21 protein-coding genes and 3 pseudogenes are annotated in these 20292 nt (G+C 62.0%); 10 read left to right on the top strand and 14 right to left on the bottom strand.

The genetic code is table 11. The features are described from left to right. Position 1: 1 nt before the first annotated feature. From C446_RS15160 to C446_RS15150, 3 genes are all read right to left on the bottom strand, one after another. Positions 2–1057 (bottom strand): BMP family lipoprotein, encoded by a 1056-nt coding sequence (locus C446_RS15160; RefSeq protein ID WP_049920275.1) that lies wholly within the window; start codon positions 1055–1057, stop codon positions 2–4. Between the two features lie 205 nt (positions 1058–1262). Further along, a complete protein-coding gene (locus C446_RS15155; protein ID WP_006674006.1) occupies positions 1263–2642 on the bottom strand; it encodes a phosphohexomutase domain-containing protein in 1380 nt (459 codons plus the stop codon). 186 nt (positions 2643–2828) lie between these two features. Further along, positions 2829–3476 carry a MaoC family dehydratase gene (locus tag C446_RS15150; protein ID WP_006674005.1) on the bottom strand — a complete coding sequence of 216 codons (648 nt, stop codon included), beginning with the start codon at positions 3474–3476 and terminating at the stop codon, positions 2829–2831. A gap of 593 nt (positions 3477–4069) precedes the next feature. Between C446_RS15150 and C446_RS15145 the strand changes: the two genes are divergently transcribed. The 5 genes from C446_RS15145 (at position 4070) to C446_RS15125 (ending at position 8040) form a co-directional block, all read left to right on the top strand. Then, the gene (locus tag C446_RS15145; protein ID WP_006674004.1) at positions 4070–4396 is read left to right on the top strand and encodes an AbrB/MazE/SpoVT family DNA-binding domain-containing protein; all 327 of its coding nucleotides are present in this window, start codon (positions 4070–4072) and stop codon (positions 4394–4396) included. Positions 4397–4453: 57 nt separating this feature from the next. Next, the gene (locus C446_RS15140; RefSeq protein ID WP_006674003.1) at positions 4454–4939 is read left to right on the top strand and encodes a hypothetical protein; all 486 of its coding nucleotides are present in this window, start codon (positions 4454–4456) and stop codon (positions 4937–4939) included. 46 nt (positions 4940–4985) lie between these two features. Next, positions 4986–5552 (top strand): poly(R)-hydroxyalkanoic acid synthase subunit PhaE, encoded by a 567-nt coding sequence (locus C446_RS15135; protein WP_006674002.1) that lies wholly within the window; start codon positions 4986–4988, stop codon positions 5550–5552. Further along, the gene (gene phaC / locus C446_RS15130) at positions 5549–7033 is read left to right on the top strand and encodes a class III poly(R)-hydroxyalkanoic acid synthase subunit PhaC (RefSeq protein ID WP_006674001.1); all 1485 of its coding nucleotides are present in this window, start codon (positions 5549–5551) and stop codon (positions 7031–7033) included. The genes C446_RS15135 and phaC overlap by 4 nt, the downstream gene beginning before the upstream one ends. Positions 7034–7296: 263 nt before the next feature. Further along, positions 7297–8040 (top strand): beta-ketoacyl-ACP reductase, encoded by a 744-nt coding sequence (locus tag C446_RS15125; protein WP_006674000.1) that lies wholly within the window; start codon positions 7297–7299, stop codon positions 8038–8040. 33 nt (positions 8041–8073) lie between these two features. On the opposite strand, the gene C446_RS15120 is transcribed toward C446_RS15125, so the two are convergent. The 3 genes from C446_RS15120 to C446_RS15110 form a co-directional block, all read right to left on the bottom strand. After that, positions 8074–8478, bottom strand: coding sequence for a hypothetical protein (locus C446_RS15120; RefSeq protein ID WP_006673999.1), 405 nt, complete (start codon positions 8476–8478; stop codon positions 8074–8076). Between the two features lie 133 nt (positions 8479–8611). Further along, positions 8612–9118 carry a cyclic pyranopterin monophosphate synthase MoaC gene (moaC, locus tag C446_RS15115; protein ID WP_006673998.1) on the bottom strand — a complete coding sequence of 169 codons (507 nt, stop codon included), beginning with the start codon at positions 9116–9118 and terminating at the stop codon, positions 8612–8614. After that, entirely contained in the window at positions 9111–10538 is a 1428-nt protein-coding gene (locus C446_RS15110) for an NAD(P)H-hydrate dehydratase (RefSeq protein ID WP_083861145.1), read from the bottom strand. The genes moaC and C446_RS15110 overlap by 8 nt, the downstream gene beginning before the upstream one ends. A 75-nt stretch (positions 10539–10613) precedes the next feature. On the opposite strand from C446_RS15110, the gene C446_RS15105 reads away from it, so the two are divergent. Both C446_RS15105 and C446_RS20130 read left to right on the top strand, forming a co-directional pair. Beyond that, positions 10614–11189, top strand: coding sequence for a hypothetical protein (locus C446_RS15105; protein ID WP_006673996.1), 576 nt, complete (start codon positions 10614–10616; stop codon positions 11187–11189). Between the two features lie 47 nt (positions 11190–11236). Next, positions 11237–11473, top strand: coding sequence for a hypothetical protein (locus C446_RS20130; protein ID WP_394295219.1), 237 nt, complete (start codon positions 11237–11239; stop codon positions 11471–11473). A 316-nt stretch (positions 11474–11789) separates the two neighbouring features. Here C446_RS20130 and C446_RS18230 read toward each other — a convergent pair. After that, positions 11790–12116: pseudogene (locus C446_RS18230) on the bottom strand (transposase); the annotation flags it as partial. A gap of 12 nt (positions 12117–12128) precedes the next feature. On the opposite strand from C446_RS18230, the pseudogene C446_RS18225 reads away from it, so the two are divergent. After that, positions 12129–12357, top strand: a pseudogene (locus C446_RS18225) (IS5/IS1182 family transposase); the annotation flags it as partial. Positions 12358–12943: 586 nt separating this feature from the next. On the opposite strand, the pseudogene C446_RS15095 reads toward C446_RS18225, so the two are convergent. The 4 genes and pseudogenes from C446_RS15095 to C446_RS15080 form a co-directional block, all read right to left on the bottom strand. Beyond that, positions 12944–13909: pseudogene (locus C446_RS15095) on the bottom strand (IS5 family transposase). A gap of 542 nt (positions 13910–14451) precedes the next feature. Further along, complete coding sequence (locus C446_RS15090; RefSeq protein ID WP_006673992.1) at positions 14452–14730, bottom strand: acylphosphatase; 279 nt, start codon at positions 14728–14730, stop codon at positions 14452–14454. A gap of 236 nt (positions 14731–14966) precedes the next feature. Next, positions 14967–15308: a hypothetical protein gene (locus C446_RS15085; RefSeq protein WP_006673991.1), complete on the bottom strand. Its 342-nt coding sequence runs from the start codon at positions 15306–15308 to the stop codon at positions 14967–14969. A gap of 70 nt (positions 15309–15378) precedes the next feature. Next, a complete protein-coding gene (locus tag C446_RS15080; RefSeq protein WP_006673990.1) occupies positions 15379–16287 on the bottom strand; it encodes a DNA-3-methyladenine glycosylase family protein in 909 nt (302 codons plus the stop codon). Positions 16288–16503: 216 nt separating this feature from the next. On the opposite strand from C446_RS15080, the gene C446_RS15075 reads away from it, so the two are divergent. Further along, the gene (locus C446_RS15075) at positions 16504–17061 is read left to right on the top strand and encodes a DUF555 domain-containing protein (RefSeq protein WP_049920273.1); all 558 of its coding nucleotides are present in this window, start codon (positions 16504–16506) and stop codon (positions 17059–17061) included. A 152-nt stretch (positions 17062–17213) separates the two neighbouring features. On the opposite strand, the gene C446_RS15070 is transcribed toward C446_RS15075, so the two are convergent. From C446_RS15070 to C446_RS15060, 3 genes are all read right to left on the bottom strand, one after another. Further along, a complete protein-coding gene (locus tag C446_RS15070; protein ID WP_006673988.1) occupies positions 17214–17450 on the bottom strand; it encodes a UPF0058 family protein in 237 nt (78 codons plus the stop codon). Between the two features lie 434 nt (positions 17451–17884). Next, positions 17885–18064, bottom strand: coding sequence for a DUF7836 family putative zinc-binding protein (locus tag C446_RS15065; protein ID WP_049920272.1), 180 nt, complete (start codon positions 18062–18064; stop codon positions 17885–17887). Between the two features lie 116 nt (positions 18065–18180). Further along, positions 18181–19248, bottom strand: a complete 1068-nt coding sequence (locus C446_RS15060) for a transcription initiation factor IIB (RefSeq protein ID WP_006673987.1) — start codon at positions 19246–19248, stop codon at positions 18181–18183. Positions 19249–19481: 233 nt separating this feature from the next. Here C446_RS15060 and C446_RS15055 point away from each other — a divergent pair, with 233 nt between their 5' ends. Then, positions 19482–20189 (top strand): MBL fold metallo-hydrolase, encoded by a 708-nt coding sequence (locus C446_RS15055; protein WP_006673986.1) that lies wholly within the window; start codon positions 19482–19484, stop codon positions 20187–20189. Positions 20190–20292: the final 103 nt, after the last annotated feature.

Raw genomic sequence — 20292 nt, 5'->3', positions numbered from 1 at the left:
ATTACGGTTCCTGTGGGACGTCGATCTCGCCGTCGATGATCGCCTGCCTGGACTCCGCGAGCGCGTCGGTCACCTCGTCGGGGATCTCGTCCCCGATAGTGTCGCCGTAGACGGCCTCGACGCCGTCCGCCTCGAGGCCGAGCGTCTCCGTCTCGCCGCCCGCGAACTCGTCGTTGACGACCGATTCGATCGCGGAGTAGATCGCGGTGTCGACTTGCTTGACCATACTCGCGAGGATGACATCCGCGTAGTCGGGCTCGGTCAGCGACTGGTCGGCGTCGACGCCGATCGCGAACCGCCCCTGGGCGTCTGCGGCCTGAAGAACGCCGACGCCAGTGCGTCCCGCCGCGTGGAAGACGATGTCGGCGTCCTGGTCTTCGTACATCGAGAGCGCGGCCTCCTGACCGCCGGCGGTGTCGTTGAAGTCGCCGACGTAGGAAGTAACGACCTCGGCGTCCTCGTTTGCGTACTCGACGCCGGCGGTGAAGCCGGCCTCGAAGGACTCGATCAGCGGCGACTCGACGCCACCGACGAAGCCGACCGTATCCGCGTCGGGATTCGTCTCGCCGTCCCCCGCAGCGAACTCCATGTCGGTCAACAGGCCAGCGAGGTGACCCACCTGGAACGATCCCTCCGGCTCCCCGAAGACGTAGCTTCGCACGTTGTCTTCCTCGAGGACTTCGTCGATGATGATGAAGTTCTGGTCGGGGTACTCCTGGGCGTTTTCCTCGAGTGCATCGAGTTGTGCGAACCCAATGCAACTGACCAGGTCGTAGTCGCCGGATTCGGCGAAAGACCGCTGTGCACCCGGGAAGTCGCCTTCCGTGCTCGGTTCGGTCTCGTCGTACGCGATATCGAAATCGTCTTCGGCATCCAACAGCCCCTGCTGGGCCATATCGTTGAACGAGTTGTCGCCCAGGCCGCCGGTCGCGTAGACCATGCCGACCCGCGCGTCGACTTCGCCCCCTTCCTCCCCGAAGCCGCCGACACACCCAGCGATCGTCGCCAGTCCAGCCGCGCCAGCACCCGTCAGGAATGTACGCCTGTTACGTGGCATTGGACACGGCTAGTGTAGCGCCACGGTTTATACCCGTCGGAGTCACGGGGCCTCGGTAAACGAATGGGCAGCAGTATTGACAAAAATGTGTGTCTTCACGACATTTGTCGCCTCCGATCGGTCCGGTCGTGACGGCCGTGGTATCACGTGACGCCCGTAGCCATTCGTAAGAGTGGAGCTGTCACGGAAACCGACCGCGAGGAGTTCAACTCGCGTCTACTATCGCCCCTTCGACGACCTCACGCGCGTCGGCGATCAGCTCGTCGACCGCGTCGCTCTCGGCGTAGATCCGCACGTACGGCTCCGTTCCGCTGGGGCGGACGAGCACCCAGGACGCGTCGTCGAACTCGAGACGGACGCCGTAGTCGGTGTCGATCGCCGCGTCGGGGAACGCGTCGGGAAGGTCGGACTCGAGAGCGGACATCGTCTCCGCTTTAGCCTCGTCGGGACAGTCGACGCTGATCTTCCGGTAGGGGCGTTCGGTGACCGGGTCACGCAATCGGTCGGTGTCCCCGGCGTCGGCGACGAGCGCGGCGACGGCCGCCGCGCTGGCGACGCCGTCGATCCAGCCACCGAAGGCGGTGTGGATGTGTTTCCAGGGTTCCGCCGCGAAGACGACCTCGGTTCCCTCGGCGGCGTCGCGGCGTTCCCGGGCGATCCCCTCGTGGAGCGCGCCGAGTCGAACCCGCTCGACGCGGCCGCCGGCCTCGCGTACCTGTTCGTCGATGCGCGCAGACGCGTTCGGCGTCGTGACGACGACCGGGTCGTCGGCCTCGCTTTCGGCCGCGTAGTGGGCGGCGACCACGGCCAGCACGGTATCCTCGTGGATCACCTCACCGTCGGGACCGAGGACGACGATTCGGTCCGCGTCGCCATCGTGTGCGATCCCGAGATCGAACGCCGAGTCTCCCTCGAGGAACGCCGAAAAGTCGGTTAGAGTCTCGGGCGTCGGCTTGCTCTCCCGTGCGGGGAAGTGACCGTCGACGGTCGCGTTCACGCCGACGACGTCGGCCCCCAGCCGCTCGAGGACTTGCGGTGTCGCGACCGACGCCATTCCGTTCCCACAGTCGACCGCGATCGAGAGGTCCTCGAGCAGAGGCGTCTCGTCGCCGGCCTCGCCGAACCGCGCGCGAACGTAGTCGACGACCGCGTCGCGGTACGCATCCAGGACCTCGAGTCGTTCCGAGCTTCCCCACCGGTCCCAGTCGGTAGTCGGGGCCCCCTCGGCGACGCCGTTCTCTATTTCGCGTTCGGCGTCGCGGTCGTACTCGACCCCGTCGTCGAACAGTTTGATCCCGTTGTCGGTCGGCGGGTTGTGGCTCGCGGTCACCATCGCGCCGCGGCGACCCTGCGAGGCAAACGCCAGCGTGGGGGTCGGCACCTGCCCGAGTCGATAGACATCGGCTCCGGCGCTCTCGAGGCCGGCTTCCATTGCGGCGGCCAGTGCCGCCCCGGTCTCGCGACCGTCGCGACCGACGACGAACGTTTCTCCCGGCCGGCCCGCGGCCTGGCCGACCTCGAGTGCGAGCGCGGGCGTAATCTCGTCGACCGGGCCGCGGATCCCGGCTGTCCCGAACAGTGACATAGCAGTCCGTTTCCCGAGGATACACTTATACTACCTGAGAGCGACTCGTCGCGAGCGATAAAAGCGAGCGATCTCCGGGGAGACGTGGTGGTGATCGGACGCCGCTCGAGGCGTCGGTGGAACGGAACGCGAACGTGTGGGGACGAACGCGGTTCCGGAGGTTCCGAACGGCGGGCGGACGACGTCTTACTCCGCCGGTGGTTCGTCGATCAGGACGACGGCTTCGCCGTCGATGACCGTCGCGTCGTCGTCCTCGTCGCGGATGACCGTCTCGAGCCGGTACTGATCGTTCCCGAGGTCTTCGACGACTTCGACGCGTGCGGAGGCCCGGTCACCGATGCCGACGGGGCCGCTGAACTCGAGGTCCTGGGAGAGATAGATCGTAAGCCCCGGAAGGCGAGCCAGCGCAGCACTGATGAGCCCGGAGACGAGCGTCCCGTGGACGATTCGCTCACCGAAGCGGGTGTCGGCGGCGAACTCGTCGTCGAGGTGAAGGCGGTTCGTGTCACCGCTGATTTCGGCGAACGCACGGACATCTTCCTCGCTGATCGTCTTCTCGAAGGTGACCGCATCGCCGACAGTGATCGCCTCGCGGTCGTCGACGGTACGGTCGAACTCCCAGTCGAGATCGGAGTGGTCGACCGAGGGGATCGAGGCAGGGACGCGCTCGTCCTCGGAGCGGCCGTTCGTCGACTGTGTCGCTGTGGTTGGGAGCATGGCGGAGACGGCAGCGCGGTTCGCGGCGGTCGCACTCTGGAAGAAACTCTGTGTCATCGAGGTCCAGGCGTCCGTCACGGCGGTGAAATCTGGTGTCCCGGAGTTCTGGTGTGACATCTACGACCGGATTAGGGATGGCACGGTTATGACTTTTTGGCTCATCCAATCCCTTGTTTTATTACCACACCCATACCGTAAGACGGTATTACGACCGATTTCGATCGTTGGGAACCGACGTCGACAGATCCGTTCTTGCTCTCTCGTCCCGTAACATTCTATTACGACCGCTTTCGGTCGCTAGGAACTGTTGCCGACAACCCCCTGTTGCCCGGAACGTTCGACACTTACCGGAACATAGTCTTTTGGGAACGTTTCGTGAGCCGAAACCGATCGGTAACCAGTCGAACGGTCCCGTCGTTTTTGACGAACGGGTAGTGTAGCATCTCGCTAACAGCGGCTCGAACGAACCGGGAGAGTGATGTGGTTCTCTCGAGCAGCCGGTATGGCTCACCGGATCGAGCGAAGCCGGTTCGGGACAGCCGTCGTCACGACGAACTCGAGAGCCGACCCACCACTCCCTCTCCCGCAACCTGCTTTCACCCCTCCAACAGCAACCACTGAATGCCTACTGACCCAATATCGACCACTGGATGGTAGCAAATGGTATCTAGTGGAAACCCTTATTACCGACGGAGGTGTAGGTGCTGTTGATGACGGACGACTCCGACCGCTCGCCGTGGTTTCCACCCGCGATGTTTGCAGAGGGAATGCAGGAAGCCGGCGAGCAGGTTGCCCAGTCCCAGCAGGAGATGATGAAGCAGTTTCTCGAGGCGACGTCGGCGTCGTCGAACCCCTTCGAAGAGATGTCGGCGTTCGGCCCGATGAACATGGGCACGGCGACGTTCAAGGCTCGTGTCCAGAGCGGCGGTCGGATCAGCATTCCCGGCCCCGAACGGGAGGCCCTCGACATCGAAGAGGGCGACATCGTCCAGACGGTCGTCGTACCGGTCAAACGCGACCGGGACGGCGACGACTGACTCCGACGCGATCGACTCACACCCGACGAACGAATCACAACACACAACATACACACCATGGCTCAGAACCCACTCACCGCCGTTTTCGACGCACAGCGCACCGCACTCGAACAGTCCCAGAACCTCGCTCACGACGCCCTCGAGGCCCAGAAGTCCTCGATGAGCGCGATGGCCGACGCCGTCGAGACCTCGGAGTCGCTGGCAGAGTCAAACGCCGAGTTCACTCGCGGCGCGGTCCACGCCTACTTCGATGCCCTCGAGAGCACGATGCCGGAAGGCTCCGCCGAGTTCGACGACCTCCGTGAACTCGTCGACGAAGGCTTCGACTCCGCGACCGAGGCACAGACCCAGTCGATGGAGGCGATGATCGAAGCCATCCACGAGTCCGAGGCCGCCTACGACGAGTTTGCCGAGAACTACGCCGAGATGGTCGACACCTCCTTCGACGCGGCACTCGAGGCCCACGACCAGGTCGAGCAAAACGTCTCCACCATGGCGGAGAACGTCGAGGAGACCACCGACGAGTTCGACGTGTCGGCCTAAAGTACCCGGGATCACGCTTTTCACACCACTTACCCAATTGTTGCCAATGTCGGATTCACAACAGCCCCAGGCAGGAAACTGGAACGCGTTCGTCGAACAGTGGAACGAACAGTTCCTCGACGCACTCGAGGACAACATGGAGGCCCAGGCCCAGTTCGTCGAGAGCTGGTCGGAGGCCGTCGGCGAGATGAGCGAGGAAGAAGAGCTCTCCGACGGCGTCGAGGGATACGCTCGAGCCTACGAGACCTGGATGGAGGCCTCCGAGCAGATGGTCGAGCGGACCAACGATGTCTTCGAGGGCGAGGACATCGACGTCGAGGAGTTCCGTGACATCTGGCTCAACACGGCCAACGAAGCGTTCAAGGAGGTCATGTCGACGACCGCCTTCGCCAGAATGACCGGCGAAACCGTCGGTGACGTCCTCGAACTCCAGCAGCAGGCCGACGAGGCCTCCCAGGAGACGCTCCGGACGCTCGGGTTCGCGACCGAAGAAGACGTGGTCGAAATCGGTGATCGACTGGTCGAACTCGAGCGTCGTCAGCACGACGTCGAGCAGAAACTCGATCGCGTCCTGGAACACCTCGAATCGATGGAGGACGATAGCGAGCAATGAACAACCCCTACGCAACAGCACTCGACATCCAGCGAAAAGCGTGGGAAGCGACGGCCGATCTGGCCGAAAAGAGCCAAGTTGCCCCCGACCGGACCGAGACCCTCGAGAACGTCGATGTCGGGCAAACGCCCAGCGAGGTCGTCTACGAGGAGAACAAACTCGAGTTGCTCCACTACGAGTCCCGAACCGAAGAGCAGTACGACGTTCCCATCCTCATCGTCTACGCGCTGATCAACAAGCCGTACATCCTCGATCTACAGCCCGACCGCTCGGTCGTCCAGACGCTGCTCGATGCCGGCTTCGACGTCTATCTGATCGACTGGGGAGAGCCGTCGAAACTCGACCGCTCGCTCGGCCTGGAGGACTACGTCGACCGTTACATCGACAACTGCGTCGACGTGGTCCGCGACCGGTCGGGACAGGATGCGATCAACGTCCTTGGCTACTGTATGGGCGGAACGATGTCCGCGATGTACACCGCCCTCTACCCCGAGAAGGTCCGAAACCTCGGTCTGATGGCCGCGGGACTCTGCTTTGCCGGTGACGGCGGAGTGCTCGAGCTGTGGGGTGCTGAGGACTACTACGATCCCGAGAGGGTCACCGAGACGTTCGACAACGTTCCCGCGGAGTTCCTCGACGTCGGCTTCGCCCTGATGGACCCCGTCGCGAACAACGTGACGAAGTACGTCAGATTCTACGACAACGTTGAGGACGAGGACTTCGTCGAGAACTTCGCTCGGATGGAGCGGTGGCTCTCCGAGGGGATCGACGTGGCTGGCAAGGCCTACGAGCAGTTCATCGAAGACATCTACCAGGAGAACAAGCTGTACGAGAACGAACTCCGACTGGACGGGGCCCACGTCGATCTCGAGAACATCGACGTCCCGGTGCTCCAGATCGTCGCGGAGTACGACCACCTCATCCCGCCGGGAGCTTCGAAGCCCTTCAACGAGGTGATCCCAGCGGAGGACACCGAGATCATGGAGTTCGCGACGGGGCATATCGGCATGTCCGTGTCCTCCCGCAGTCACGCGGAGCTCTGGCCGGACGTCTGTGAGTGGTTCGAAGAGCGTTCCCGGGTGGACGACGACGAAGACGGAGGCGAACTCGATGCCGAAACGAGCGAGCACCACGGCGAGGATCGGTCCGACGACGAGATCGCCGCCCGGGGGGAAGACGACATCCAGGAAGAGCCCGCAGAACCCGGCGAGATGACGGTCGACGAAGAGGTCGTCGAAGAAGTAGCCGACACTGACGACGAGAGCGAGGCTGACGGCAATCCGGAATCGGCGATCGAAACCGAGGCAGACGATTTCACCGAGTTGACCGGCGTCGGACAGGCCTACGCCGAGGACCTCTCGGCGGCCGGTATCCAGACGTTCGACGACCTCGCGGCTGCCGACGCTGCAGAACTGGCAGCCGAAACCGGGATTTCCCCGAACCGGGTCGAGGACTGGATCGAACAGGCCCAACAGCAGTGAGCCCGTCCCGTTCGATCCTCACCACTCACCGGCATCGGAAACCCTCCCTGTCCTTCGCCGATGTCGCCCTCGAGCGCGTTTTCGACGTTTGGGCACCTGATCCTCGGTGACGTCCGGAGGAGGTTGGACGAGGTTGGACCAGGTGCAAGTAGGAGTAGCTCCACTCACTCCAGTTCCGCCGCAGTCTCGGTCCTGCCGCCATAGCGTGGCCTTTTATTTCACATACCATTATTTACCATCGGGCGTAGAACCCCTCTTCTAACATGTCAATGGAAGGTCGTACTTGCGTTATCACGGGATCGGCACGCGGGATCGGACGAGGCATCGCCGAACACCTCGGGAGTGATGGCGCGAACGTGGTCGTCAACTATCGGTCGTCCGAAGACGCGGCGCACGAAACCGTCGACGCGGTCGAAAGCGCCGGCGGAAACGCCGTCGCCGCACAGGCCGACGTAGCCAACCGCGAGGCCGTCGAACGGCTGCGGGATGTCTGTCACGAAGCGTTCGGGCCCGCGGACGTACTGGTGAACAACGCCGGTATCACGGCCGACCACCAGTTCACCGAGATGACCCGCGAGGAGTGGGATCGCGTGATGGACGTCAATCTCGGCGGGATGTTCAACTGCACCCAGGAGTTCTACGACGACATCTGGAACGCCGAGGAGGGTCGGCTGATCAACATCTCGAGCGTGGTCGGCAAACAGGGCAACTTCGGCCAGGCGAACTACGCCGCGGCGAAAAGCGGCATGTTCGGGTTCACCCGGACGATCGCACTCGAGCTCGCACAGGGCGGGTCGACGGCCAACTGTGTCGCGCCGGGCTTTACCCGGACGGATATGGTCGAGAGCGTCCCCGACAAGGTTCTCGACCGGATCATCGCCGGGATTCCGCTCGAGCGACTCGCGGAGGTCGAGGACATCGCGGCGGTCGTCCGGTTCCTCGCAAGCGAGGACTCCTCGTACGTGACGGGCGAAGTGATCGATGTCAACGGTGGGATGGACCTCTAACATCCGCTCGACGTTCAGCGTCGGGGTCGATTGTCACGTCCCGAGCGTCCGCCATCCGGGCTCGTAACAGAGAAGGTACGCGACGGGCATGAGGACGACGACCGCTACCGGCACGTAGAGAGCGAGGGTGAACGGATCCGGCGGCATCCCGAGACCAACCGCAAGAAAGCCGGTGACGCCCGCGATACCGATCGATCCGACCCATCGCTCGCGCGGTCCGGCGGGTTCGTGTCTGGCCGGCAGGCGTCGTCTGTACAGCAAGTACACCGGGACCGCGATCGGCGGGAGCAATACGACGAACGCGGCCCAGCCGGTGCCGTTTGCCTCGCGTGTCTCCGCGTCGCGAGCGATCGCGTACGCGAGACACAGGCCCGCGACGGGCAAAAAGAGCACGACCAGCAACGGGAGTAGGTGAGCGAGCAAGTCGGGTGACGGCATCGTCGGCTGGTACAGACGACTGACCTAAAGACGTTCCTCTCTCGGGTCAGTAAAACAGAGAAGCGAAACCGGACTCGAGTAGAGCACTGTAGGATGGTGGAGGAGAGGGCAAACCCACCGACGAGGATCGCGCCTACTCGGGCCGGCGTTTCTCCTTCTCGAGCACCCGCACGTTCTCTATTCCCGTTTCGGGGTACTGGCCGTCCTCGTCTTTCTCGACGGCCTTGACCATGTCCCAGACGACGTTCAGACCCGTCGTGACGCCCTCGAGGGCTTCCATCTCACAGCCCGTCTTCCCCGTGGTCTCGACGGCGACCTCGAGTTCGACCCGGTCCTCGCAGAGCGAAAAGTCGGTGTCGACGTTCGTGATCGGGATCTGGTGGCACATCGGGACCGTCTCCCAGGTGTGTTTCACGGCCTGGATCGCGCCGACGCGAGCGGTCGCGAGCACGTCACCCTTGCCGACTTTGTCCTCCCGGATCGCCTCGATCGTCGAGGGCTGCAGGCGGATTTCGCCGGCCGCGACCGCACGTCGGTTCGTGTCCGGCTTGTCTCCGACGTCGACCATCTGGACCTCGCCCTCGTCGGTGGTGTGGGTCAGTTCCTCGGCGTCACCGTCCGCGGAGCCGTCCTCAGACATCGGACTCACCCCACAGGACCGCGGGAATTTCCCCGAGTAGCTCCGACGCGAGAAAGCCGTGTCCCTCGTCGTCGGCGAGTCGTTCGCCGGCGAGCCCGTTGACGTGGGCGGCGGCTGCCGCGGCCTCGAGCGGGTCCGTGTCCGCCAGAAGCGTCGCGACGATCCCGGCGAGCGTGTCGCCGGTGCCGCCGACTTTCATCCCGAGGGTCCCCGAGCGGCTGATCCGGGTCCGCTCGCCGTCAGTGATCACGTCGTCGGGACCTTTCGCGAGGACGACGTGGCCGAGGTCGGCCGCGAACGATTCGATCTCGTCGGCGACTGCCCGGAGGTCGTCCGCGTCGGGGCCACCCATCCGCGCGAGTTCGGCCCGGTTTGGCGTACAGACCAGCGTCGCATCGGTTTCGACCTCGGGGACGACGGCGAGCGCGTCGGCGTCGACGACCACCCGGCCGTCGTAGCCCTCGAGAAATTGGCGTGCAGCCTCGAGCGTCTCGTCTGCGGTGCCCAGTCCCGGCCCCAGCACGACGGGGTTGTCGTACTCCTGGGCGGTCTCGAGCAGGTCGTCGGCTCGCTCTGGCGTCAGGACGTCCTCCTCGTAGGGCTGAACGACGAGGTCCGCGGCGTAGCCCTGTATCTCGCCGGCGACCGTCCCGGGTGCTGCGACGAAGGACAGTTCCGCGCCGGCCCGGAGCGCAGCCTGGGCAGCGAGTGCGGGTGCACCCGTGTACGGACCGCCGCCGATGACGTACGGCCGCCCCTCGCGGTCGTCCGGCCGCGCGAGCGAGATATCGCCGGGACCGACGAACCGCTCTGCTGCAGCGGGGATACCGATGTCTGCGACGGTCACCTCGGCCGCGAGGTCCTCGAGACCGGGCTTGGTGTCGTGGAACGTCACGACGCGGTCGGCCTCGACGCGGTTTTCGGCGTGGTCACCGCCGTCGGCGTCGAACCCGGTGGGGACGTCGACCGCAACGACGGTGGTGTCGGCGGCGTTGATCGCCTCGGCTGCGGTCGCCACGGGTTCCCGGAGGTCGCCGCTGATCCCCGTTCCGAGCATGGCGTCGACGACTACGTCCGCGTCCGGGAGGCCGAACTGACTCGAGTCTCTGACTTCTCGGACATCGTAGTCGGCCCGTTCGAGTGTGTCCCAGTTCTCGCTGGCGATTTCGGTGCCGATGGTCTCGGCGCGGCCGAGCAAGAGTGTGGTAACGTCGTACTCCTCGAGGAATCGGGCGGCGACGAACGCGTCCCCGCCGTTGTTCCCACGTCCCGCGACGATCGCCACGCTCGAGCCCGGGTCGGCGACATCACGGACCGTATGGGCGACGGCGTTCCCGCTGGACTCCATCAGCTGCTTGCGCGGCACGCCCAGCGCCGCGGCGTTCTCGTCGACGGCGGCCATTCGCCTGCCTGTGATCATATCCTGTCGTTCGACCGGCCGACCGTTCAAGATTGCGGACGACACGCTCATGCTCCGGGGACCACTACGACTGGCGTGAACGTCTTCTGGCTCGACGACGACCCCCGACTTGCCGCGCGGTACCACTGCGACCAGCACGTCAACAAGCTGCTGCTCGAGGCGGCACAGATTCTCTGTACGGCGGCACGCGAGAACGGGTACGACGCCGAATTTCTCTACGGGTCGACCCACGTCGGCCACCCCGTGACCCGATGGGCAACCGAATCGCGGGCCAACTGGCTTCGACTGTGCGAGCACGCCGACGCGCTCAACGCGGAGTTCGTCGACCGCTACGAGAAAGACGCCGACCACGCGAGTTGGAGCGTGATCGAGCGAATCGACGCCGACGACATCGAGTTCCCGACCACAGAACCGACGCCTCGCCCCCAGGCGATGCCGGACGAGTACGAACGGCCTGGCGATCCGGTCGCGGCCTACCGCGCCTACTACGCCGGAGAGAAAGCCGAGTGGGCCGAGTGGAACTACACCGCGAGGCCACCGTGGCTCGAGGACGATCACGCAGAGACTAACCCGGACGCGAAGACGGAGACCAAGACAGAAACGAAGACGGAGACGGGGACGGAGACGGAGACGGAGACGGAGATGACCTGAGGCCGTCAACCGGGAACAGTGACCCGGCAGGGGGCGTCTACCGGGACATCGTCATCTACGGTAATCCGGACTCCGAGGGGGTTCTGTACGAGGGGCCCGTCGTCGTTCACGCGAACGGCTGGCTCGAGCTCGAGGGGAACCGACTCCTCTCGCCGAGCGCGGTCCATCACCTCGATATCTACGACGAAAGCGAACACCACGACGCCGACGAGTCCGAGACCACCGAGCGCGGTCACGACGACGGCGGTGGTGACGACCGGACCAATCGATTCAGCCCGCGGTGACTCCTCACAGTCCGCTTGCACTGTCGGACAGCAGTCACCAGCATAGGGAATCATAGAACAGTTCGTACACCCCATTCGCCACTACTCTCTGCCAGGCAGTATAGGGAAACGATGGACCACGGGAGAGCGAAATCTACTCGGGGCTGTCAGAAATTGCGTGCTGAATAGATCGCGCGAATGTTGCAGGGGCCGAGGAGGGATCAACGCGGAAACTCGAATGCTCAGTATAGGTGAAGGACTTACGGCCGTGTTTAATCGCATGACGGGACCGGAATTTCCTGTTTTGCGGCCTTCTTGATGTTATAAACCGCACACATCAGCGCGATCTCACGAAATTCTCGGTACCAGGTTCGCGCTCGCAGGGCGACGCCCNGTTATAAACCGCACACATCAGCGCGATCTCACGAAATTCTCGGTACCAGGTTCGCGCTCGCAGGGCGACGCCCAGCGAGCGCTTGACAGAAGAGAAGACGGTTTCTGACATTGCTCGTTGGCCGTAGAGCTCGTCATCGATCCGCGCGTTGTGCGCGTGATCGTACGGTGCATGGACGCAGTGCTTGATCAACGGTCGAATGTCGAGTTCTCGGAGGTCTTCCCGAAGTCAGTTACAGTCATAGCCCTTGTCCGCTGTGAGGATCCGCAACTGTTCGCGCATGATCTCGACTATCGTGTCCATCACCGTAATCGAAACCGATGACTGTCGCGCACAACGCATTCAACCGGTTGGGAGCTACACACAACGGTAGATCGCAGAGACGTCCTACTCAACGACGAAGCGCTCGCTCGGCGATGCCGTGCGAGCGCTGGGCTGGTATCGACAGTTCCGTGAAATCGTCCTCATGTTCGCCATCATCAACATAGAAAAGCTCTGTGAGCCACTCTAACCCTCATTCAGCAGCTATTCAACAAAGCAAATTGAATGGGGATGCAGAACAATCACTATAATGTAATTGAGAAAGCACTTAATGTTCGATATTCAAACGCCACAGATGGACCGACGCGAGTTTATCGGTTTTGCTACGAGTGTTGGAATCAGTACAACGGCAGGCTGTCTGCTCGCAGATAGCGAGGAGTATGCGACGGTGCAGGAGATATATTTCATCAACACCCATAGCAGTCCTGTAACGGTAGAACTCAGTGTCGAAAGCGAAAATACGGATGATGTATTTCATGCAGATGACCATGAAATCTTACCAGAGGATGGTTGGTATCCCGATTGTTTTTGGCCAGATGAACCCATTGCAGTAGTAGTTGACCACCGCGATGGTAACGAACGAACTAGTTTCACTTCGTCAGACGAAGACGGTTGTGTTAGTCTATTAGTAGAGGTACGCGAACAGCGACCGTCACTGTTTGTCCAGAACCCTTCTGAGTGCCCTATAGACTCGCCACGGTGTCATACGGATACCGAGGGGTAATAAGTGCAGGATACAGAGATAAATATGACTACTAGTCTATCGACGGCCGTGTTTAATCGCATGACGGGAGCGGAATTTCCTGTTTTGCGGCCTTCTTGATGTTATAAACCGCACACATCAGCGCGATCTCACGAAATTCTCGGTACCANGTTCGCGCTCGCAGGGCGACGCCCAGCGAGCGCTTGACAGAAGAAAAGACGGTTTCTGACATTGCTCGTTGGCCGTAGAGTTCGTCATCAATCCGCGCGTTATGCGCGTGATCGTACGGTGCATGGACGCAGTGCTTGATCAACGGCCGAATGTCGAGTTTTCGGAGGTCTTCTCGAAGCCAATTACAGTCGTAGCCCTTGTCCGCTGTAAGGACGCGCAACTCGCCCGAGTGTTTGCGGGCGAGTTTCTCACAGATCTCTGCATCACTCCCTTCCCACGTCGTAGTACAGTGAAGATCGAGAATCGCTTGCGTCTCTGTATCGACGAGTTTCGTCACTTTCATCGTCTGAACGTGGTAGTTTGTCCGTCGGCAGTAGTGGCGACTTGCACGGGAGTGGTCGAAGTACGTCGCGTCGATCGTGCCGATCTCACCAGTCTCGTGCAGCTGCGCTGAATAGCGCAGCAGCACTCGACACACACACGCATTTCGAGCCTATCGAACGCTAGACATAGCGTGGATGGATGAGGGAGATTGGCCGGTTCAAGGTCGATCTCCCGGGTTATTCGTGGCATCTCCGTCAGGATATCGATGGTCATCCGATAAGACGTCCCAAGGTAAATTCGCAAGCAGTGGAGCGGNGGCCGGTTCAAGGTCGATCTCCCGGGTTATTCGTGGCATCTCCGTCAGGATATCGATGGTCATCCGATAAGACGTCCCAAGGTAAATTCGCAAGCAGTGGAGCGGAATCATCGCATAATCGGCGAATCCGCCGCCACCTTCCGGGGCGGCGGATTCGTCTGTATCGTCAGCAACTCTTTTAGCAATCCAGACACAGCGTTCGGTGAAGCGGAAGATTTGGGTTGGCACAATTTCCGGTCTTCCGCTTCAATACCGTGATTCTAACGACTAAACTCGACGCAGTCTAGCGATTAAACAGAGCCCTTACTGGAGTTCTTCTTCGGTTAATCGACGGTGATACTCAGATTTCATTACGTGTAGGGTGAGAAGCACCGGGAAGAGAAGAAGTGGCCATAACCACGGAACCAGTAGGATAAGTAGGGTAAACTGTACAGCAAAGAGCATCAGTAAAATATCGCTCTGCCTCTCTGAATCTGTAGGCATTGTATTATTATCTCTCAAGATTTATGATACATGTTCCGGTTCTAAGTGATCAATTCGCACGTGTAGTGAGCCGATGGTTCACTGCTTTCGGTGTGGAACAAACGGAGGTGTCATGCTGCACTCATTCTCTGTATTCAGCACGCCACTCAGAACAGCTATCAGGACTGGCAATCGCTGGCAATTGAATCCACGCTCGACCGAGCGGTTATTTGTGGTCATTCAACGCGAGAGCGACCCTCTTATGAAGCGTTCTATGACTCCCTCACTAGCACGTAGTTCGGTCGGTACTAGTACCGGATTTCGAACCCGTCTTCGCCACGGGGCTCCTCGTACTCGACCGCGACATCTGCTACCTCGGCCGCGGGGCTACCCGTGTGGCACCACTCGATCATCTCCTCCACGTCCTCCTCGTCCCCTTCGAAGACCGCCTCGACGCGGCCGTCATCGAGGTTCTTCACCCAGCCGTCGACGCCCGTTTCCCGAGCCGTGTCGCGGGTGTTCGCACGGTAGTAGACGCCCTGTACCGTCCCCGAAACGAAGACGTGTGCGCGTGTTCGGTCGGCCATGATCCTGTTGAGTGGATCGACCGCGAGTGTCAAAAATCCCGGTCGTCACGAACGGGTCCACTCCTGGCACACGCCGAGTGGATCGAGAGCGATCCGAGCGACACCGGGTGCCGACGAATGGACCTCGAGTGTGCCGTCCAGCCGTGACCGGACTACGTCGGTCGGCGGGAGCCACTCGACCGCGGTGACCGAGGAGGCCTCGATACCGGGAGCGTCGCCACCGCCACCGTCGCCAGCTACCGACCACCGCCAGTCTCCGCGCCGTTCTCGTACCGACGCGCGCCGACGACCATCCGTCCGGTCAACAGGACCGTCCCGATCAGAAAGACAAGCCACGCGACGGCGGCCGCGTCTCCGCCGGCCGGTTCCACGTAGTCGAGGACGGCGACGACGCCCAAGGCTCCGGCGACGTACAACACGTTCGTTCCGACGAAAGCCGCCATCCCTTCCTCGTCGGTAACACGGTCGGGGTCGTACCCGGCGATCAACTCGACACGGCCGAAATACTTGATCGCGATGCCCAATCCACCGACGAACCCGGCGGCGGCGACCGTTACGAGCAGCGACGTGAGTCCCATCGATGGAGTGATTGCGAAGCTAACAGAAGTAGCTACCGACCTCCCGGATGCACTCGAGCGGGGTGGGCGACTACTCACCGGTCCGCAAGTGATGGAAAACGTAGGTCTGGGCGTAGCCAGCGTACTCACCGCCGAACTGCTCGCGGATCGCTCGCGACGTCGCTGCATACGAGCCACAGTCGCAGTCGGGGTAGTAGTCCTCGATCGCGGACCTGATCCAGGTGTCGAGCGGCACGGCCTGGTCGAACCCAAGCGAGAACAACAGGACGCAGTCGGCGACCTTGTCACCGACGCCCACGAACTGACAGAGGTAGTCCCGGGCCTCCTCGTAGGCGAGGTCGCGGGCTTCGGCGGGATGGGCGTCACCGTCGGCGACCATCTCGGCCGTCCGGACGACGTAGGGTGCACGGTAGCCAAGCCCCAGCTCCCGGAGTTCGTCTTCCGTCGCGGCCGCGAGTTGCGCCGGCGTCGGGAACGCGTGGTAGGTCCGGCCGTCGAACTCGACCGGGGTACCATACTCGCGAGCCACCGTCGACACCATCGAGTGAATGCGGCTCACGCGCATCTGAGCCGAACAGATAAACGAGATCAGACAGCCAAACGCCGGGTCCTCGACCAATCGCAGTCCGCGATGGGTATCGTAAGCTTCCGCGAGCAACGGATCGTCCGGTGTGGCCGCCACGACGGCCTCGAGGTCGTCGTCGAGTCGCAGGAGTCGCCGCACGGTCTCCTCGGCGTCCGCACCGGCCGTCGTCTCCCACTCGAGGGAGCCATCCTGAACTCGAACACGAACGACGTCCGGGTCGGGATCGCTCGAGGCGTCGTCGACGACGGTGTAGTACCACGCGCCGTCGGGCCGTTCGCCGTCGTACATCCGGCCGTCGTCGCGGCCCCAGAGGTAGGTCTGTCCGCTCTCGAGGGTCAGGTAGAGATCGAGTCCGCCGGGTAGCTCCGATACCGGAATCGTGCCGCGTTCCATTCGTTGGCTCACTTCGAGGGGGGCGGCTTGGACCTTTCGAAGGGAGCCGATGGTCTCGGTTACGGCATCGATCGGTCAAGGGACCCACGAACCACCCTAGAGTGCTAACTCGGGGACAGGTGGTCGACGTGATCCGGGACCCCGCCGCCCTCGGCGAATGTCACGAACGGGAAGACGAGGCGAACCTTGATACTGTAGGCGACACAATGTCTAGGTATGAACTGCAGGGTTGTCGTCGAAGCTGCCGTGCCGGTGTTCGACGTTGAGACGGAAGACGAGGCGATCCGCATCGCCATCTCGAAGACCGGAGAGATGTTGAACCCTGACCTGAACTACGTCGAGATCAATATGGGCGAGCGGACCTCTCCTTCGGGAGAAGAGCTGCCGCCCGCGTTCATCGCAGCCGACGAGGCACTGGTTGCACTCGAGCTCGAGATGACAGTCTTCAACGTCGAGCGCGAGGAACACGCCTCGCGCATCGCGCGCAAGGAGATCGGCCAACGGCTCGAGAACATTCCGCTGGAAGTAAAAGAAGTCGAGGTCCTAGAAGAGGAAGAGATCGAAGACGAAACCGAAGACGAGGCCGAATCGGAGTCCGGCTCCGACACGTCGGTCGACGTCGACGATTCAGCGGACCTCGATGCCGGTGACGCCGAGGAGGGAGAGACGGATACTTCCTCCGGGAACGGAGCGGACACGGGCGACGATCGAGACAATCGAGACGAGGGAGACGAAGAGGAAGTGTTGCCCGAGTTCGAGGATCTGGTCGAATAATCGGTGTTTATCGCCGAGTTTCGTTTCTTGTCCCGGATTCAATCGGAGAGCGAGAGCAGCGTGGGGGAGACGACTGCCCTCACCGTCGAGAGAACAGCCGTACAGTCTCGCCAGTTATCAGTTCGTTAGTACCGTAGGATGCGTCGAGATACTTAGTCGGCAGTGGCGGCGACGGCTTCCTGTTCGTCCTCGCGCATATTGGCCGTGATGCCTCCGGCCAGCGCGAAGACTGCGGCTTTGTGATCCGTCTTCGATTTGTGAATCGATGTCGGTCGAATACCGAGCGATTCGTACTCCTCGAGGTCGATCTCGCAATCGTCCCACTCGGCGCACTGGTTGGATACTTCAGCGAGAAGACCGTGAAGGTGGATGAGCTCCTGCTTCTTCATAACCATCCTGTCCTATCCACTGCAGGGTTATATTATTATCTTGAGTCGCGTTACCATGCGGCCCGTATCGGCGGCCGGGACTGTCGTTTTGGGGAACTATTCGAAGAGAGATGCTAACGGAGTGAAATCGAGTGAAGCAACGGTGAGAAGAGAGAAACCGTTCTCTAACGATCCGTTTAGTCGTCGGTTTCGAGAGAAACAGGGGCCTTCCGGTATCGAAAGCAGTGGCGAACGAAAACTGGGACTGACACTGGAATTGAAACGACTCCGCCGACTACCGTCGACGGTCCGTCACGGCCACCGTATCGAAACCCGGCGTCGGAACCGCAGAGAACCGACTCTCAGGGTACAGTCGAGAGGGAACGTCGCTTCCCGGAAGTCTCGAGTTATCGATAGGCGGGGCAAAAGTCGGGTCGACCAGGTGAATCTCCGGATCAGCCGAGCTGTTTCAGCGTCTGGAGATCGCGATCGGTCCGCATGAACTCGGCCGTGCGGCGGGAGGCGTGACAGTTCGGGCAGTGAAACATCGCTTTGGACTCCGGAAGTTCGTCGGGAGACGTCTGCCAATCTTTCGCACATTCCGGACACAACAATTGTACTGTCGTTTCATCCATGTTATGATGTTGCACACCTGGAGTGAAAAACCTTACCGCACTCGCACGTAGGGGCGGATTTCACGCCCGACGACCCTCCGAACCGACCTGTCGCGACGACGAACCGACGGCTCCGTCTAGGCTGGAGCGGCCGAGTCCGAGGCCTCGAGCAGCTCCTTGTATCGGTTCCGGATGGTCACTTCCGAGATGCTCGCGACTTCGCTGACCTCGTTTTGGGTGACTTTCTCGTTGGTGAGCAGGGCCGCGGCGTAGACGCCGGCAGCCGCGAGCCCGACCGGCGACTTGCCGCTGTGGACGCCCTCTTCCCGGGCCGAGTCGAGCAGTTCGCGGGCCATCCGCTCGGTCTCGTCCGAGAGATCGAGGTCGCTGACGAACCGAGGGACGTAGCTCTCGGGGTCGGCCGGCTGGACCTCGAGGCCGAGTTCCCGGATCACGTACCGGTACGTACGGGTCAACTCCATCTTGTCGACACGGCTGACCGCCGAAATCTCGTCGAGGCTGCGGGGCGTCCCGGCCTGACGAGCGGCGGCGTACAGCGAGGCTGTGGCGACGCCTTCGATCGAACGGCCCGGCAGGAGGTCCTCTTCGAGTGCGCGCCGATAGATGACCGACGCGGTTTCGCGGACGTTCTCGGGGAGGCCAAGCGCCGACGCCATCCGGTCGATCTCGCCGAGCGCCTGCTTGAGGTTGCGCTCTTTCGAGTCGCGGGTACGGAACCGCTCGTTCCAGGTGCGAAGCCGCTGCATCTTCTGACGCTGGCGGCTCGAGAGCGNGAGGTTGCGCTCTTTCGAGTCGCGGGTACGGAACCGCTCGTTCCAGGTGCGAAGCCGCTGCATCTTCTGACGCTGGCGGCTCGAGAGCGCCTTTCCGTAGGCGTCCTTGTCCTGCCAGCCGATGTTGGTCGACAGTCCCTGGTCGTGCATCATGTTCGTGGTGGGAGCGCCGACGCGGCTCTTCTCGTCTTTTTCGGCGGCGTCGAACGCGCGCCACTCGGGCCCGCGGTCGATTTCGTCTTCCTCGACGACCAGGCCGCAGTCGTCACAGACGGTCTCGGCGTGTTCGGTGTCCGATACGAGGCGACCGCCACACTCGGGGCAGTGTTCCTGTTCTTCGGCACGCTCTCGCCGCTCGTTCTCCTCGGCTTCCGTTTCTCGGTCGTTGGTATAGGTTCGGATGTTCGTCATGGTGTATAGGGTCGGTTACTCGGGGCTCCCGGGTGGGGTAACCAGAAGAAACCCGGTTGCCTCGGCTAACATAGGGTAAGGCCGTAACGCATATAAAGATTTCGCCTTCTTTATAAAATGATCGGGATTACTGTTATATATGTTTCGGTTATATGCTTATTAATAATGTAAAATACACTCCCTAATCGAGTCGGAGCCGAACCCTTTTCGAGGGAACGGTCGAACCGACCTGCATGAGCGTCCAGTTCGGTGCGGTAACAGTCGACTGGTTCGGCCTCGCGACCGTTCGACTCGAGGGACAGACCGGCGCGGTCATCTACGTCGATCCGGGTCCGGAACGGTACGGCGTGCTGGCGGATCGGGAGCCACGCGATGGCGACCTGATCCTGGTCTCACACAGCCACCACTACGATCCGGAGACGATCCGGCGGGTCGCACACGAGGAGGCGATCGTCGCCGTTCACGAAGGCGTCGACGCCGGTACGATCGAGGGCGTCGATACCCCGCCCGAAGCGTTGCCCTTTGCCGTCGAGCGTGTCCGTGCGGACGAGTCGTTCGTTCTCGGTCCGCTCGACCTGTTTACCACGCCCGCGTACAACGCTCCCGCGGGACCGCACACCGATGAGAACGGAGCGCCGTACCACCCTGAGGGGGAGGGGTGTGGGTTCGGCGTCACGATCGACGGCGTCACCGCGTTCTGGCCCGGCGATACCGACTTCCTTCCGTTCCACGAGGAGTTAGCCGTCGACCTCCTTCTGCCGCCGATCGGCGGCACGTTCACGATGAATCGACACGAGGCGGCTGACTTCGCCGCGTCCGTCCAGCCGGACCTCGTTTTGCCGGTCCATTACGATACGATCGAGGAGATCGAAGCCGACGCCGAGGCGTTCGTCGTCGACGTCGCGAAACGCGGCGTGCCGGTCGTCCTCGAGGAGCCGTGAGCATTGAGGATGGCAGCTCCCACGCGCCGCCGCTGAGGTCGTCGTGGTCACGATTCACGAGTGAAGCCACTATAGTAACAACTGCAACGATTTGTACACTGAT

It is taken from the genome of Halobiforma nitratireducens JCM 10879 (genome assembly GCF_000337895.1).
Classification (GTDB): domain Archaea; phylum Halobacteriota; class Halobacteria; order Halobacteriales; family Natrialbaceae; genus Natronobacterium; species Natronobacterium nitratireducens.
This window is presented reverse-complemented; position numbering and strand designations above follow the sequence as displayed.

Bases quoted from the DNA above. Each gene is read 5' to 3' on its own strand.
- C446_RS15160 (WP_049920275.1), bottom strand. From the start codon at position 1,057: ATGCCACGTAACAGGCGTACATTCCTGACGGGTGCTGGCGCGGCTGGA.
- C446_RS15155 (WP_006674006.1), bottom strand. From the start codon at position 2,642: ATGTCACTGTTCGGGACAGCCGGGATCCGCGGCCCGGTCGACGAGATT.
- C446_RS15150 (WP_006674005.1), bottom strand. From the start codon at position 3,476: ATGTCACACCAGAACTCCGGGACACCAGATTTCACCGCCGTGACGGAC.
- C446_RS15145 (WP_006674004.1), top strand. From the start codon at position 4,070: ATGACGGACGACTCCGACCGCTCGCCGTGGTTTCCACCCGCGATGTTT.
- C446_RS15140 (WP_006674003.1), top strand. From the start codon at position 4,454: ATGGCTCAGAACCCACTCACCGCCGTTTTCGACGCACAGCGCACCGCA.
- C446_RS15135 (WP_006674002.1), top strand. From the start codon at position 4,986: ATGTCGGATTCACAACAGCCCCAGGCAGGAAACTGGAACGCGTTCGTC.
- phaC (WP_006674001.1), top strand. From the start codon at position 5,549: ATGAACAACCCCTACGCAACAGCACTCGACATCCAGCGAAAAGCGTGG.
- C446_RS15125 (WP_006674000.1), top strand. From the start codon at position 7,297: ATGTCAATGGAAGGTCGTACTTGCGTTATCACGGGATCGGCACGCGGG.
- C446_RS15120 (WP_006673999.1), bottom strand. From the start codon at position 8,478: ATGCCGTCACCCGACTTGCTCGCTCACCTACTCCCGTTGCTGGTCGTG.
- moaC (WP_006673998.1), bottom strand. From the start codon at position 9,118: ATGTCTGAGGACGGCTCCGCGGACGGTGACGCCGAGGAACTGACCCAC.
- C446_RS15110 (WP_083861145.1), bottom strand. From the start codon at position 10,538: ATGATCACAGGCAGGCGAATGGCCGCCGTCGACGAGAACGCCGCGGCG.
- C446_RS15090 (WP_006673992.1), bottom strand. From the start codon at position 14,730: ATGGCCGACCGAACACGCGCACACGTCTTCGTTTCGGGGACGGTACAG.
- C446_RS15085 (WP_006673991.1), bottom strand. From the start codon at position 15,308: ATGGGACTCACGTCGCTGCTCGTAACGGTCGCCGCCGCCGGGTTCGTC.
- C446_RS15080 (WP_006673990.1), bottom strand. From the start codon at position 16,287: ATGGAACGCGGCACGATTCCGGTATCGGAGCTACCCGGCGGACTCGAT.
- C446_RS15075 (WP_049920273.1), top strand. From the start codon at position 16,504: ATGAACTGCAGGGTTGTCGTCGAAGCTGCCGTGCCGGTGTTCGACGTT.
- C446_RS15070 (WP_006673988.1), bottom strand. From the start codon at position 17,450: ATGAAGAAGCAGGAGCTCATCCACCTTCACGGTCTTCTCGCTGAAGTA.
- C446_RS15065 (WP_049920272.1), bottom strand. From the start codon at position 18,064: ATGGATGAAACGACAGTACAATTGTTGTGTCCGGAATGTGCGAAAGAT.
- C446_RS15055 (WP_006673986.1), top strand. From the start codon at position 19,482: ATGAGCGTCCAGTTCGGTGCGGTAACAGTCGACTGGTTCGGCCTCGCG.